Annotated in this window: 12 protein-coding genes; 2 read left to right on the forward strand and 10 right to left on the reverse strand. The window is 73.4% G+C overall.

The genetic code is table 11. The annotated features are described in order from the left end of the window. On the forward strand, positions 1-201 hold a 201-nt coding region (locus tag ACWC97_RS29775), incomplete at its 5' end, for a hypothetical protein (protein ID WP_450652647.1). 140 nt (positions 202-341) lie between these two features. Here ACWC97_RS29775 and ACWC97_RS29780 read toward each other — a convergent pair. The 8 genes from ACWC97_RS29780 to ACWC97_RS29815 all read right to left on the reverse strand — a co-directional run bounded on the left by ACWC97_RS29780 (position 342) and on the right by ACWC97_RS29815 (position 8,592). Next, positions 342-962, reverse strand: coding sequence for a hypothetical protein (locus ACWC97_RS29780; RefSeq protein WP_450652648.1), 621 nt, complete (start codon positions 960-962; stop codon positions 342-344). A gap of 145 nt (positions 963-1,107) precedes the next feature. Further along, positions 1,108-2,565 carry an adenosylhomocysteinase gene (gene ahcY, locus ACWC97_RS29785; RefSeq protein WP_352277057.1) on the reverse strand — a complete coding sequence of 486 codons (1,458 nt, stop codon included), beginning with the start codon at positions 2,563-2,565 and terminating at the stop codon, positions 1,108-1,110. Between the two features lie 290 nt (positions 2,566-2,855). Further along, entirely contained in the window at positions 2,856-3,854 is a 999-nt protein-coding gene (locus ACWC97_RS29790) for a cation diffusion facilitator family transporter (protein ID WP_352277055.1), read from the reverse strand. A gap of 87 nt (positions 3,855-3,941) precedes the next feature. Next, positions 3,942-5,111 (reverse strand): mannose-6-phosphate isomerase, class I, encoded by a 1,170-nt coding sequence (gene manA, locus ACWC97_RS29795; protein ID WP_450652650.1) that lies wholly within the window; start codon positions 5,109-5,111, stop codon positions 3,942-3,944. 132 nt (positions 5,112-5,243) lie between these two features. Then, positions 5,244-6,380 carry an SIS domain-containing protein gene (locus ACWC97_RS29800; RefSeq protein WP_450652652.1) on the reverse strand — a complete coding sequence of 379 codons (1,137 nt, stop codon included), beginning with the start codon at positions 6,378-6,380 and terminating at the stop codon, positions 5,244-5,246. 51 nt (positions 6,381-6,431) lie between these two features. Beyond that, positions 6,432-6,614 (reverse strand): Trm112 family protein, encoded by a 183-nt coding sequence (locus ACWC97_RS29805; RefSeq protein WP_352277050.1) that lies wholly within the window; start codon positions 6,612-6,614, stop codon positions 6,432-6,434. A gap of 103 nt (positions 6,615-6,717) precedes the next feature. Continuing rightward, a complete protein-coding gene (locus ACWC97_RS29810) occupies positions 6,718-8,088 on the reverse strand; it encodes a phosphomannomutase/phosphoglucomutase (protein ID WP_450652654.1) in 1,371 nt (456 codons plus the stop codon). A 126-nt stretch (positions 8,089-8,214) separates the two neighbouring features. After that, a complete protein-coding gene (locus tag ACWC97_RS29815; RefSeq protein WP_352277046.1) occupies positions 8,215-8,592 on the reverse strand; it encodes a DUF3499 domain-containing protein in 378 nt (125 codons plus the stop codon). Between the two features lie 321 nt (positions 8,593-8,913). On the opposite strand from ACWC97_RS29815, the gene ACWC97_RS29820 reads away from it, so the two are divergent. Then, positions 8,914-9,342, forward strand: a complete 429-nt coding sequence (locus tag ACWC97_RS29820; protein ID WP_352277044.1) for a metallopeptidase family protein — start codon at positions 8,914-8,916, stop codon at positions 9,340-9,342. A gap of 120 nt (positions 9,343-9,462) precedes the next feature. Here the strand turns inward: ACWC97_RS29820 and ACWC97_RS29825 are convergent, their stop codons facing one another. Both ACWC97_RS29825 and ACWC97_RS29830 read right to left on the reverse strand, forming a co-directional pair. Then, on the reverse strand, positions 9,463-10,998 hold the full coding sequence (locus ACWC97_RS29825) for a DUF5719 family protein (protein WP_450652657.1): 1,536 nt from the start codon (positions 10,996-10,998) through the stop codon (positions 9,463-9,465). Then, positions 10,995-14,819, reverse strand: a complete 3,825-nt coding sequence (locus ACWC97_RS29830) for a glycosyltransferase (RefSeq protein ID WP_450652659.1) — start codon at positions 14,817-14,819, stop codon at positions 10,995-10,997. The genes ACWC97_RS29825 and ACWC97_RS29830 overlap by 4 nt, the downstream gene beginning before the upstream one ends. Positions 14,820-15,119 lie beyond the last annotated feature (300 nt).

Below are 15,119 nucleotides of genomic sequence, written 5' to 3' on the forward strand. Positions count from 1 at the left end.
TTCCGGCGGTTCCAACCTTACCAGACTCTTTTTCGTTCCGTTTCCGGTCCGAATTTGAATTCCGGTGACCTGCTGGAAGGTCTTTGCCTTTCGGCTGATCCGACTTTATCAGAAACATTCGGCCGAAAATTCGGCTTCATGTTGAGACAGGTAAGGATCGATGGCTCCGCGGAAACTTCATTTCCGGCGAGAGCGAAGTAGACGTTAACCGGTGCGATCGGACTTGTCCAGTCCGACGCAACCCGCAAAATCTACCTCCCCGCAGCGGCTGTGTCAACAGCTTTTTTGGGGCAAGGGGAAGACTAGCAGGTCAGCGACAGCGAACGCACATCGGGTGCCGGCTAGCGCGAGGGGGCCGGGGAGGGCGGGGAGTCCAGGTCCTCGAGCTCGATGCCCGGGGCCGCGAGGACCACGTCACCGGCGAGGTGGACGGTGTGCTGTTCGCCGGTGTCCAGGGCGATGACCTGGTACTCGTCCACGGTCAGAAGGCCGTTGTCAGTGGCGTGCGCTTCACTCTTCACCAGGGACCAGGACTGGTCGACGGTGCGGGGTGCGAGGACCGGGTCGGTGAAGGCGACCAGGCGGACGCGCGTCGCGGTGGAATCGGGGGTGAGGCGAAGCAGCCGTGCGGTCGCGACGAGGAACGCGGGCGAGGTACCGGTGAAGGCGTGGGCGCGGACATTGCCCTCGGTGGCACGGATGCCGGCCGGGTCGGTGCGGACCCAGGTGACGCCGTCGAGGGCGGCGCCGCGGACCTGCCAGCTCGCCGCGTGCAGTTCGAGTCGGACGGGACTGCCGAGGTCGTCGACGGTGAGATCGACGGAGCCGGTGTGCTCGCCGGAGGGAGCGGTGGTCCGGGAGAGATAGCGCCAGCCGGAGGGGCCGGGGGCGCAGTGGAAGTGCTCGTCACCGAGGGGGGAGTGATCGTGGAGATCGTGAAGCGAATATCGGCCGCGGGGCATGGGGTCCTTCGAGGTTCCTCGGGCTGAGCGGCGCGGGACGGGAGCAGGCCCCCGGCACGGGGGTGCGGGGGCCTGCTTTCTCGTAGCCGCTGGGGCCGTTCCGTCCGTCGGCGGCCGCTGGAGGCCGTCGGCGGACGGGGCGGGATCAGTAGCGGTAGTGGTCGGGCTTGTACGGGCCCTCGACCTCGACGCCGATGTACGCGGCCTGCTCCGGGCGGAGCGTCGTGAGCTTCACACCGAGGGCGTCCAGGTGGAGACGGGCGACCTTCTCGTCCAGGTGCTTGGGCAGCACGTAGACGTCGGTCGGGTACTCCTCGGGCTTGGTGAACAGCTCGATCTGGGCCAGGGTCTGGTCCGCGAACGAGTTGGACATGACGAACGAGGGGTGGCCGGTGGCGTTGCCCAGGTTCAGCAGGCGGCCCTCGGACAGCACGATCAGGACCTTGCCGTCGGGGAACGTCCAGGTGTGGACCTGGGGCTTCACCTCGTCCTTGACGATGCCCTCGATCTTCGCGAGACCGGCCATGTCGATCTCGTTGTCGAAGTGGCCGATGTTCCCGACGATGGCCTGGTGCTTCATCTTGGCCATGTCGGAGGCCATGATGATGTCCTTGTTGCCCGTGGTGGTGACGAAGATGTCGGCCTGGCCGACGACGTCGTCGAGGGTGGCGACCTGGTAGCCGTCCATCGCCGCCTGGAGGGCGCAGATCGGGTCGATCTCCGTGACGATGACCCGGGCACCCTGGCCGCGCAGGGACTCCGCGCAGCCCTTGCCCACGTCGCCGTAGCCGCAGACGACGGCGGTCTTGCCGCCGATCAGGACGTCCGTGGCGCGGTTGATGCCGTCGATCAGGGAGTGGCGGCAGCCGTACTTGTTGTCGAACTTCGACTTGGTGACGGCGTCGTTGACGTTGATCGCGGGGAAGAGGAGGGTGCCGTCGCGGTGCATCTCGTAGAGACGGTGCACACCGGTCGTGGTCTCCTCGGTGACGCCGCGGATCTCGGACGCGAGCCGCGTCCACTTCTGCGGGGACTCGCCGAGGGTGCGGTTGAGGAGTGTGAGGATCTGGGCGAACTCCTCGCTGTCCGCGGTCGACGGGTCCGGGGCGGCGCCCGCCTTCTCGAACTCGACGCCCTTGTGGACGAGGAGGGTGGCGTCACCACCGTCGTCGAGGATCATGTTCGGACCGCCGGTGGGGCTGTCCGGCCAGGTCAGCGCCTGCTCCGTGCACCACCAGTACTCCTCCAGCGTCTCGCCCTTCCAGGCGAAGACCGGGACGCCCGCCGGGGCGTCCGGGGTGCCGTTCGGGCCGACGGCGATGGCCGCGGCGGCGTGGTCCTGGGTGGAGAAGATGTTGCAGGAGGCCCAGCGGACCTCGGCGCCGAGGGCGACCAGGGTCTCGATCAGCACGGCCGTCTGCACCGTCATGTGCAGCGAGCCGGTGATCCGGGCGCCGGCCAGCGGCTGCGAGGCGGCGTACTCCTTGCGGATCGACATCAGGCCGGGCATCTCGTGCTCGGCGAGGGTGATCTCCTTGCGACCGAAGGCCGCGAGGGAGAGATCGGCGACCTTGAAGTCCTGTCGGTTGGCGACCGTCGTCATAACGGGCTGCTCCTCGTAATGGGGTCGAGGCGGGCACGGATGGCTCTGCGGCGGCGGGCACACGAATGCCCGGGCGCTCGCAGCGCAGTCCGTCGGAGGCCCTCTCTCCCTCGGCCGGTCCGGGTGTTCGGACCGATCGACCGCCATCAGCAGCGACGTCTGACACTGCCGTCGAATCTACACCGGTCGGCCCGGCCGTTCCCAGTCGTCCCGGTTCCGGGGGCCGTGGGACGTGACCGGAAACGACGGGGAGCGGCGGGGTGCGGCCGGGCCGGGGAGTGCGGGGCGTATCAGTGGCCGGGGTCGGCCGGCGGCTTCGGGGTGGCGTCGGGATCTCCGCCCGGGGCCTTGGCGGGGTTGGTGCCGGCCGCGGCGGCGGCCTCGCTGTAGATGTCCGGTTCCAGGTAGATGACCCGGGCGATCGGGACCGCCTCGCGGATGCGGCTCTCGGCGGCGTTGATGGCGTTGGCCACCTCGGTGGCCGTGTCGTCGTGCTGCACCGCGATCTTGGCCGCGACGAGCAGCTCCTCCGGGCCGAGGTGGAGCGTACGCATGTGGATGACGCCGGTCACGGTGTCGCCGTCGACGGCCGCGGCCTTGATCTTCTCGACCTGGTCGGTGCCCGCGGCCTCGCCGAGCAGGAGGGACTTCGTCTCGGCGGCGAGGACGATCGCGATGACGATCAGCAGGACGCCGATGCAGAGGGTGCCGATGCCGTCCCAGACGCCGTCGCCGGTCGCCAGGGAGAGGCCGACGCCGCCGAGGGCGAGCACCAGACCGATCAGCGCGCCGAAGTCCTCCAGGAGCACGACGGGGAGCTCGGGGGCCTTCGCCCGGCGGATGAACTCGCGCCAGGACAGCGAGCCGCGGGTCTCGTTGGACTCCTTGATCGCCGTACGGAAGGAGAAGCCCTCGGCGATGATCGCGAAGACGAGAACGCCGACCGGCCAGTACCAGGACTCCAGCTCGTGCGGGTTCTTGATCTTCTCGTAGCCCTCGTACACCGCGAACATGCCACCGACCGAGAAGAGGACGATGGAGACGAGGAAGGCGTAGATGTAGCGCTCGCGGCCGTAGCCGAAGGGGTGCTGGGGGGTGGCTTCGCGGCGGGCCTTCTTGGCTCCGAGCAGCAGCAGCCCCTGGTTGCCGGAGTCGGCGACCGAGTGGACGCTCTCCGCGAGCATCGACGACGAACCGCTGAACAGGAACGCCACGAATTTGGCCACCGCGATCGCGAGATTGGCGCCGAGCGCCGCCACGATCGCCTTGGTTCCGCCTGACGCACTCATCGGTGCCTGGTGTCCCTTCGTCGGTGCCGCGCCCTCGGCGCCGCGTTACGGCCGGACATTGTTGCAGCCGCCGGGGCGGGTGGTGCGTCAGGCCACCACTGTGGCGCGGAACAGGGTTCCCGTACCGGACACTTCGACCTTTTCGCCCGCTGGTACGAAGACGGAGGTGCCCGGGGTGAGGTCCAGGGCGCCCGCCTTCGGGGTGCCCTCGGCGCAGAGCAGGATCTGCGGGGCCGCGCGGGTCAGGTCGACGGGGGCGGCGCCGGGGGCGAGGACGAAGCGGGAGAGCCGGAACTCGTCCACGGGCGTCTCGTACAGCTCCTCGCCGCGGGGGTCGGCCCCGGGACGCAGGATGCCGGGGTCAGCGGCCTCGAAGCGGACGACGCGCAGCAGTTCGGGCACGTCGATGTGTTTGGGCGTGAGTCCGCAGCGCAGCACGTTGTCCGAGTTGGCCATGATCTCGACGCCGAGGCCGAAGAGGTAGGCGTGCGGAACGCCCGCGCCGAGGAACAGGGCCTCACCGGGCCGGAGTTCCACGTGGTTCAGCAGCATCGCGGCGAGGACGCCGGCGTCGCCGGGGAAGTGGCGGGCGATCCGGGCGTACACGGCGTACGGGCCGCCGAGGGCCTCGGCGGCGGCCGCGGCGCGGTGCACCGTGTCGGCGGTCTCCGCGGGGTCGGCGCCGAGGATCGCGGTGAGGGCCTCGCGCAGGGCGGCCTCCTCGGGATGGGCGCCGAGGAGGTCGACGTACGGCTTCAGGGTGTCGACGCCGAGGGCCGCCATCGTGCGGGCCGCCTCGGCGGGGTGGCGGAAGCCGCACAGGCCGGTGAACGGGGTGAGCGCGCAGATCAGTTCGGGCTTGTGGTTGGCGTCCTTGTACGTGCGGTCCGGGGCGTCGATCGGGACGGACCGGCGTTCCTCGTCCGCGTAGCCCCGCCGGGCCTGGTCGAGGTCGGGGTGGACCTGGAGGGAGAGCGGGGCGCCGGCCGCGAGGAGTTTGAGGAGGAAGGGGAGGCGGGGGCCGAACTTCCGGACGGTGGCCGCGCCCAGTTCGCGCTCGGGGTCGGCGGCGATGACGTCGGTGAGGGACTGCGGGGTGCCGGTCCCGGGGCGGGCCAGGAGCGAGGGGGCGCCGGGGTGGGCGCCCATCCACAGCTCGGCCTGGGGTTCACCGGTGGGGGCGGTGCCGAGCAGCTCGGGGATGGCCGTGGTGGAGCCCCAGGCGTACGGGCGCACCGTGTTGAGGAGCCGGTCCATGGTGTTCGTCCTTGTGGGGATGCGCGGGTCGGGAGCATCGGAAGCCGTGGCACCGGCGGGTGCGCGGGAGTGGTCCGCGGTGCTGGTGTGGACACTGCGGGAACGAGACGTCCACGGGGAGGACCGCAGGTGTCAGGCTTCGGGCGCGGAGGCGAGTGCGAGGTAGACGGCGGCGAAATCGGTGACGGCCAGCAGCTCGGCGAGGGCTTCGAGCCCGGTGCCCTCCTCGGGTTCGAGTTCGCTGATCGCGGTGGTGTGGCCGAGGGCGAGCTCGCGCGCGGCGGGGGCCGCGCTCAGCCCGCCGGTGGGGCGGTCACGGAGCAGGACGACGCGGGCGTGCAGCGGGTCCGGCTCGTCGACCCGGTCGCGGAAGAAGTCGTCGGGGTCGGCGGCCGCGGCGAGGCGTCCGGCCAGCAGGGTGCCGTGGGCGGGCAGCGCCTCGGGCAGTTCGGCGGCGAGCGCCGGGCGGCCGGCCAGCTCGGCCAGGACGGCGGCGAACCTGCGGCCGACCGGGCCGGCGGCGTCGCCCTCCGTCCAGATGAGGGGCAGGCTGTCGGCGAGCTCGGCCGCGAGGGTCTTGGCCGGGTTGCTGTAGGTGGCAACGGCCGGACCGCACCGTTCTGCCGTGCGGTCCAGGCGGTCGGCGACGCTCTGCAGCGCCTCGGCGGGGGCGGTGAGCAGGCCGACCCGGTCCAGCAGGGCGAGGAGCGGGGTGAACAGCGCCCAGAGCGTGCCCGGACCGGCGGCCGAGGTCTCGGCGTCGTACTCGCCGTGCGGCGCGGTCGCCAGCGGGACGAGGAGGCCGCGCGCCCCGTCGACCGTCTCGCGCAGCGGCGACCGGCTCGGGGCCACGGCGACGACGCTGCTGCCCCGGCGGTACGCCTGCTCGGCGAGGAGGGAGAGGCCGGGCTCGGAGCCGTCCGCGGTGACGATCAGCAGCAGGTCCATGGGGCCGGCCCAGCCGGGCAGGGCCCAGCGCATCGCGCCCGCCGCGGGGGCGACCCCGGTGGGGTGGATGCGGGTGACGGGGGCGGAGGCCCCCGCCAGGGCGGTGATCAGGTCGGCGACGCCGGAGGCGGCGGTTCCGGAGCCCGCGACGAGGACGGCGCGGGGCCGCCCCTCCGGGTTCAGCGCGGAGATCCCGGCCTCGGCGGCGTTCCGGGCGGCGGTGCGGACCCGGGCCCCGGCCTCGGCGGCGCCGCGCAGCAGGCCGCGGCGGTCGGCGCGGGCCAGGGCCTGCGGGGTGTCGAGCAGCGACTCGTCGAGCATGGGGGGCGGTCCTCCGATCACCTGCTGACACCGTGCGGGGTGCGGGCTCCGTTACGCGGGGCGGCGGGCCTCGTCGACGAGGAGGACGGGGATGCCGTCCCGGACCGGGTAGGCCAGGCCGCAGTCGGCGCCGGTGCAGACCAGCTCGGGGGTGTCGTCGGCCGTCCGGTCGTCGAGCGGGGAGTGACAGGCCGGGCAGGCGAGGATCTCCAGGAGGCCGGCTTCGAGCGGCATGGTCGGTTCCCTTCGGGCAACGGATCGGGCGACGTCAGCCTACCGCCGTGGGACGGGGGCCGCGGGGCGGGGCGAACGGGTGCGCGGGCGGTGCGGCCGGGCCTCAGGAACCGGCGCGGACCAGGGCCAGCACGTCGTCCCGTACCGCCGTCATCGTGCGCTCGTCGCGGGCCTCGACGTTCAGTCGGAGCAGGGGCTCGGTGTTGGAGGGGCGGAGGTTGAACCACCAGTCGGGGCCGGTGACGGTGAGGCCGTCCAGCTCGTCGGTGGTGACGCCGTCGCGGGGCGCGTAGGCGGCGCGTACGGCGTCGGTGCTGGCCTCCTGGTCGGCGACGGTGGAGTTGATCTCGCCGGAGCCGCTGTAGCGGTCGTACCGGGCGACCAGTTCGGAGAGCGGGCCGGGCTGTCCGCCGAGCGCGACCAGTACGTGGAGGGCGGCCAGCATGCCCGTGTCGGCGTTCCAGAAGTCGCGGAAGTAGTAGTGCGCGGAGTGCTCGCCGCCGAAGATCGCGCCGTGCTCGGCCATCTCCGCCTTGATGAAGGAGTGGCCGACGCGGGTGCGGACCGGGGTGCCGCCGTGTTCGCGGACGACCTCGGGGACGGTGCGGGAGGTGATCAGGTTGTGGATGACGGTGCCCGTGCCGCCGTTGCGGGCCAGCTCGCGGGCGGCGACCAGGGCGGTGACCGCGGACGGGGAGACGCCCTCGCCCCGCTCGTCGACGACGAAGCAGCGGTCCGCGTCCCCGTCGAAGGCGAGACCGAGGTCGGCGCCCTCGGCGACGACGCGGGCCTGGAGGTCGAGGAGGTTCTTCGGGTCGAGGGGGTTGGCCTCGTGGTTCGGGAACGTGCCGTCGAGCTCGAAGTACATCGGCACGAGCTCGACGGGCAGACCGGCGAAGACGGTGGGGACGGTGTGGCCGCCCATGCCGTTGCCCGCGTCGACGACGACCTTCAGCGGGCGTACGGAGTCCAGGTCGACCAGGGAGAGCAGATGGGCCGCGTAGTCGGCGAGCGTCTCGCGCGCGGTGACGGTGCCCGGGACGGCGACCGGCAGCGGGGCGCCCGTGGCGGACCACTTCTCGACGAGGGTGCGGATCTCCAGCAGCCCGGTGTCCTGGCCGACGGGGGCGGCGCCCGCCCGGCAGAGCTTGATGCCGTTGTACCGGGCCGGGTTGTGCGAGGCGGTGAACATGGCGCCGGGGAGGCCCAGGCTGCCGGAGGCGAAGTACAGCTGGTCGGTCGAGCAGAGGCCGATGAGCGTGACGTCCGCGCCGCGGCCGGCCGCCCCGCGGGCGAAGGCGTCCGACAGGCCGGGCGAGGAGGGGCGCATGTCGTGGCCGATCACGATCGCGTCCGCGCCGAGCACCTCGACGAACGCCGCCCCGAACTGCTCGGCCAGCGTCTCGTCCCATTGGTCGGGCACCACTCCGCGCACGTCGTACGCCTTCACGATCTGCGCCAGATCAGCAGCCACGGCCGGTCCTCCTGAGATTTCTGCGGACCGCCCAACCTACCCGGGCGCTCGTTCCCGCCCTGCTCAGGGAGGTGTCCGGAGGTATCCGGAGCCATCCGGCCGGGGTGGGGGAACCGCGGATTCCGGTCAGGAGTCGGGGGAACGCAGCACCCGCAGATGGCCGCGGCGCGCGACCTCCATCGGATCGGCGGTGTGCGGACCGACGCCGCGGGCCTCGGCCGGGCGCTCCTGCGGACGCGCCGCCTCGCGCACGGCGTTGGCGAGCGCTTCGAGATCGTCACCGCTGGGGCGGGTGGGCACGGAGGGGTCGGTGAGCCGGACGACCTCCCAGCCACGAGGGGCCGTCAGCCGCTCACTGTGCTCGGCGCAGAGGTCGTAGCAGTGGGGCTCGGCGTAGGTGGCGAGCGGGCCGAGGACCGCAGTCGAGTCGGCATAGACGTACGTCAGTGTCGCGACGGCAGGGCGGCCGCACGCGGTGCGCGAACAGCGACGTACAGGGCTCACGGTATTGGACGTTACCGCACTCTTGAACGGGCTGCGACGACTCTCCCCCAGCTCACCCCACCGTGTCGCCCCGTCAGGCACCGTCCCGACGCCTTCCGGACAACTCTTCTGACCTGCGGAGGTACAGGGAATCGCAGGTCCGGCCGACCGCACCGCCCGCCTTCATTCCCTACAAAAGGCGCCATACAGCATGAGATCAACGGTCAGGAGCAGGGCCGGAAACGAGCCCTTGGTTGGCCGGATTGTTCAGGATTGGACATGTCATTGCCCTGCGCCCGTCCCGTCCCACCGGCGCGTGCGGAGGGTTACCCTGCGTCAGTGATGGACAGCCCCGTACCTCCCCGCCCGTCCGAGCCGCGCCCGCGCCACCGCGACCGCCACGGCCGCGGCATGCGGGGTCCCGTCGCCCCGCCCCAGGTGCCGCTCTCGGTCAGCAGGGCGGAGAGCTTCCGCGATCTGGTGCAGGACTCGGTGGAACGGCTGGAGCGGCTCTGGCCGCAGCTCGCCGATGTCGACTTCATGGTGCTCGACGTGCCGGGCCCCGGGGAGGAGACCGTGCCGCTGGGGCGGTCGCTCTCCGCGGAGAAGGGCCGGCCCGCGCAGATCGTCGTCTACCGGCGGCCGGTCGAGATCCGGGCCAAGAACCGCGACGAACGGGCGCTGCTGGTGCACGAGGTCGTGGTGGAGCAGGTCGCCGAACTGCTGGGGCTCGCACCGGAGTCGGTCGATCCGCGGTACGGGCAGGAGTAGCCGGGAACGCGGAGGGGGCGGGCCGGTCGTGCCGGTCCCGCGCCCTTTCGGTGGCTCCGCTGTTCGCCTGCTCGCCGGTTCGTCCGGCGATCCGTTCGTTTCGTCTCTTGGTTCGTCCGGCTATTCGTCGAGGACCGAGAGGTCCTGTCGGGCGGCCGGTACCTCGACCGTGCTGCGGTCGTCGGGGAGGGTCTGCACGGTGAACATCGGGATGCCGCCCTTCGGCAGGGTCAGCGTGCGGGCGGCGTGCACCGGGCCGCCGGACTCCGTCTCGACCGTCAGCGCGTAGCCGCCCTTGAGGCCGGACGGTACGGGCGGGGTGACCGCCAGCGTCGTACCGGCCTTGACCGTGTACTTCTTGACGGTCTGTTCGCCGCCCTTGCTGCCCGCCGAGGCCGTGACCTTGACGGTGGCGTCGGCGGTCGGGGCGGTGAGCGAGAGGGTTGAGCCCTTGTCGCGGTTGTCGGCCACGGTCGCCCGCTCGCCCACCGGGCCGGTGGCCGGGATGTAGGCGATCTCCTGCTTGTCGCCGGAGCCGCGGACCACCCGCAGGGCGGCGACCACCGGGGTGCGCTTCCCGCTACGGACGGGGGTGAGCAGCAGGGAGCCGGCCTCGCCCTTGGTGAGGTCCTTCAGGTCGACGCTGGCGGTCATTCGCGACTTGACGTGCAGGGAATCGTGGCCGACCGGGGAGATGGCGCCGGTCTTGCCGAGCAGCCGCACCTTCAGATCGGCGTCGTCGTCGCCGGGCGCGAAGGCCACCAGTCGGACCGAGGTGGCGTCCGAGGGGATGCCGGGGAGGACCAGGGTGTCCGTCGGGCCGGTGGAGGCGGACAGCCAGTCGCTCCCGGACGTCTCGTCCGAGGCCCGTACGACCGCCGCGACCCGCCCCGTGCGGGTGGTGACGTGCACGGTGACGTCGTCGGCGGCCTGGCTGGTCAGCGTGGAGATCAGGACCGGGACGCTGGAGCGGGCGGGCACCGTGATGCCCTCGCCGACGTCGGACTTGAGGGAGCCCTCCGGTCCGTACAGCTCGATGTCGGCGACGGCCGCGGTGTCGTCCGGGTTGGTCAGGTGGACGTAGTCCTCGCGGGACTTCGCGGTGCTCGCGGCCGGGATCCAGAAGCCGGTGTCGGGCGCGGTGCAGCTGACGCCGAGCAGGCCCCGGCCGGCGCCCGCCTCGACCACGGTGGTCTCCTGGGCGGCCCAGCCGGGGGCCAGCCGGCCGGTGGCGGTGCCGACCAGGGCGGGGCTGCCCGCGCCGGACGCCTCGGCGGTGACCGGCTTGCCGGGCTCCTCGAGCGCGACGACCGGCTTGCCGGGGGCGTCCTTCTTCTCCTTGTCCTTGCCGTCGTCCTTCTTTCCGTCGTCCTTCTTGCCGTCGTCGAGATCGGCCGAGGCGGACTTGTGGAGGTCGGCCGAGCCGGCCGGGCCGCCGGAGCCGCCCGCCGGGGTGAAGGCGGTGTAGGTCGTCTCGGCGAGCGGCGAGAGGCCGGGGGACGGGCAGAGCAGGCTGGTCCGCTCGACCGGGAGCCGGGCGGCGGCCTTCGCCGGGCCCGCGTCCGCGGTGCCGTCGGGTGCGGTGAGCGCGGCGAAGGCGGTGACGGCCGCGAGGGCGGCGGCACCCGCGATGAGGGACAGGCTGGGGGTCTTCACTCGGACTCGCCTCGCGATGCGTTGCCGGTCGGCCACGGGTTCTGGCCCGGGGTCGGGTTCTCGTCGTGCGGCTGGGGGGCCTGCGGGTCGTACGGGGCCTGCGGGTCGTACGGGGCCTGCGGGTCGTACTGCTGGGGGGCGGCCTGGTAGCCGTACGGGTCGTAGGTCTGGGCGTTCTGCTGCTGGTACGGGTCGGCGGCCAGGTGGTCCTGTCCAGTGCCGTACGCGTACGGCTGCCCGTCCTGCTGGTACGGATCGGCCGGGTACTGATCGCCGCCCTGGTACTGCTGCGGGTAGCCGGTGTCCTGGTACTGCGGGGCGTCCCAGGTGCCGTACTGCTGCTGCGGGACCGCCGCGTAGCCGTCCTGCCCGTCGTCACCGTGACCGGGCGCGGCGGGCTCGGCGGGCTGCGGGTACTCCTGCGACTGCTGGTACTCCTGAGTCTGCGGGAACTCCTGTGCCTGCTGGTGCTCCTGCGCCTGCTGGGCCGGGATGTACGGCTCCGCCGTCTCCCCCGGCTCCTCGGTCCCGCTCTCCGTGCCGTTCTCCGCCTCGGCCTCGGCCTGGGCGGCGGCGCGCAGCCGGCGGGCCCGGCGCCCCTCGCCCGCGACCGGCTCCACGGGGACCGGGGCGGTCTCCTCGGGCAGGTCGTCGTCGATCTCCCGGCGGCGGCCCGGCAGGGCGAGCACCAGCAGGACGACGGCGAGCGCGGCCTGGGTCCAGATCCAGGCGGTGTGGGTGAGCGGGGTGTCGTACGTGAGGTCCAGCGTGCCGCCCTCGGTGGGCAGCTCGAAGCCCTGGGCCCAGCCGTCGACGGTCTTCGGGGTCAGCGCCCGGCCGTTCAGCGTGGCCTTCCAGCCGGGGTCGGCGGCGTCCGCGATCCGCAGCGTCCGGCCGGAGCCGCCCGCGGGGATCTTCGTGTGCGCCTCGACGGGGAGGGAGCCCACGGGCAGCTCCTCGCCGCCGGTGCCGGACGGGACGATCATGACGCGGGCGACCTGGCGCTCCACCCGCCACAGCGCGCTGCCGTCGAGCTGGCTGAGCCGGCTGAGCCCGGGGGTCGCGTCGAGGACCCGGCTCATCCGCTCGGGGGCGCCGTCGCGGACCAGTACGTACCGGATGGCGAAGCCGCTGAGCTGGCTGCCCTGGTCGGCGCCGGAGCCCGCGACCAGGTTGGCGACGACCTTGTCGAGGTGGCTGTTGCTGCCGCCCGCCTCGGTCAGTTCGGCGTCGCCGAGACGGCCGCCGGAGCCCCGGACCAGGGTGTACGAGACGGTGCCGGGGGTTCCGCCGAGGACCAGGGTGCGCGGCTGGTCGCGGGTGGTGCTCTCCTCGGCGACGAACGCGGGCACCTGGACCGCGTCGCGCCGCTCCAGCGGTCCGTCGGCGCCGCCGATCATCCAGCCCGCGGCGGCCACCACCGGGGCGAGCCCGGCGGCCAGGGCGATCAGCGCGGCGACCGGCTGGCGCCAGCCGAAGCTCAGCTCGGCGACGCGGATGCGGGCGCCGTCCGCGCCGACGAGCGCGGCGGCGATGAGCGCGGTGCCGTAGACGAGCGTGGCGGGTCCGGCCCAGTGCGATCCGTTGCTGAGGGCCGCGAAGACCAGGGCCACCAGCGCGACCGCCCAGGCGGTGCGCACGGCGAACTGCCGCTCGCCGCGCAGCAGCGCGGCCAGGGCGGCGAGCACGATGCCGAGCAGCAGGATCCCGCCGGCGGCCTTGGGGCCGCCGGGGCTGAGGGAGAGCAGGTCGAGCGCGGAGGCGGCCCCCGTACCGATGTCCCGGCCCGCCTCCTCGAAGAAGCGGGACGGTTCGGTGAGCAGCGAGAGCGACCAGGGCGCGAGGACGAGCAGCGGGGTGCCGAGCGCGGCGAGGAGGCGGAGCCCGTACGCGACGAGGTCGTCGCGGCGCAGGGCGAGGACGCCGAGGCCGAGGACGGCGGCGAGCGGCCAGACGATCGGCGTGAACGCCATCGTGAAGGTGAGGAGCAGGGTGTACGCCCAGGTGGCGCGCCAGCTGCCGCGGGCGCCGTCGGCGGACCGCAGCCCGTACGCGGCGACGGCGGCGCGGGCGATCAGCGGGAGCAGTACGGCCAGGACGGCGGTGCCGAGCCGCCCGGTCGCCAGGGCGCCGGTCGCGGCGGGCAGGAAGGCGTACGCGACGCTCGCCCAGGCGCGCAGGAGGCGCGAGGGGAGCAGCGGCCGGGAGGCGAAGTAGGCGGTGAGCCCGGCGAGCGGTACGGAGCAGACCAGCAGCAGGGTGAGCGCGAAGCCGGTCGAGCCGAGGAAGAGCGCGGAGAGGGCCGCGAGGACGGCGAGGTAGGGCGGTGCGGTCTGGGTGCCGCCGGTGTTGACGGTGTGCCAGGCGTCCGCGTAGCGGCCCCACAGGTCGGAGACGTCGGCGGGGGCGGGCAGCAGGGCGCCGCCGGTCAGCGATCCGCCGCCGAGGAGGTCGCGGCAGGCGACGAGCGAGACGAGGAGGAGGACGGCGAAGAGCACCGGGCCGGGTTTGCGGCCGATCCGCTTGAGCCGGGCGAACTGCTCGATCTCCAGGAAGTCGGCGTCGTCGCCGCCGGGGCCGGACTCGACGGCGCCGTGCCGGGAGCCGGTGTCGGCGTCGGAGCGGCTGCCGAGGTTCCCGGCCACCTGCTCGACGGTGGCGCGGACGGTGGCGCCGGGCGGCGGGAAGAGGCCGCGCAGCTCGGCCTGGTCGACGGCGCCCCTGCCGCGGGCGCGCCGGGCGGCGAGGATGCGGCCGGGGCGCAGGAGGGTGCCGAGGAGTCCGGTGACCTCGTCGAGCGCCTGGCCGGGGACCTTGCCGACGAGGTAGGCGAGGGTGCGCAGCAGGGTGCCGACGACGATCCTGAGCAGGACCCAGGGCAGCACCTTGGCGCGGGCGTTGACCAGCATCGTGTAGACGGCGCCGGCCTTGTCGACGCGGTGCGGGGAGGCGACGGAGCGTCCGACGCAGTCGATGGGCCGGCGTTCGCGGGCGGCCGCCTCGGCGTGGCGCAGGACGGCGTCGGGGGCGACCAGGACCCGGTGTCCGGCGACGTGGGCGCGCCAGCACAGGTCGACGTCGTCACGCATCAGGGGGAGCCCGCGGTCGAAGCCGCCGAGCTCCTCCCAGACGTCGCGGCGGATCAGCATGCCCGCGGTGGAGACGGAGAGGACGGTGCGGACCTGGTCGTGCTGGCCCTGGTCCTGTTCGCGGCGGTCGAGGCCGGTCCAGCGGCGGCCGCTGTTGGCGATGGAGACGCCGACCTCCAGCAGCTGCTTGCGGTCGTACCAGCCGCGGAGCTTGGGGCCGACGATCGCGGCGTGCGGGTCGTGGTCGGCGACGCGGAGGAGTTCGGCGAGGGCGTCGGGCGCGGGCGCGCAGTCGTCGTGGAGCAGCCAGAGCCACTGCACGGGTTCGCCGTGCGGCAGCTCGGGCATCTCGTACGCCTCGTCGCGCCAGGTCCTGGTGACGGGGTCCCAGCCGCTGGGGCGCTTGAGGTACGGCAGGTCCTCGGGGGTGAGGACGCCGGCCGTGCGGACCGCCTCGTCGACGGCGGTGCCGAAGCTCGTACGGCGCGCGAGGTGCAGGACGCGGTCGGCGCCGAGCGCCTCGGTGACCAGTCGCGCGGAGTCGTCGGCGCTGCCGGTGTCGGCGGCGACGACGTTCTGCGCGGGGCGTTCCTGTCCCAGTAGTCCGGCGAGCGCGTCGGGCAGCCAGCGCGCGCCGTCGTGGGCGACGAGCACGGCGGTGACGACGTGCCGGGGGAACTCTGGGGCGGTGGCGGCCGCGTACGGCGCCGCCGATTGGCTGTGCACGGACATCGAGGTACGGGCCCTCCGGCCGGGTCCGGGGGCGTCTCCCCGGGGGCTGCATCGGTGTACACGCGCGCCCCGGCGGGGCGTTGGCGCGTCTCGGACGGGGCCCCACACTAGCCCGTGCGGATCACCCCGGTGGCGCCGAGCGCGGGAACGCGGTGGTGGCCGGGCGGGGCCGGAGCGGTGCGCGGACACGGCGACGGCCCGTCACCTGCGGGCGGGCGCAGGGGGCGGGCCGTGGTGGCTGCGGGATGCGGACGGCGGCCGGTACGGGCCGGACGGCGGCGGCCGTCGGGGGCTGCTCCC

Source organism: Streptomyces sp. NPDC001108 (assembly GCF_053598535.1).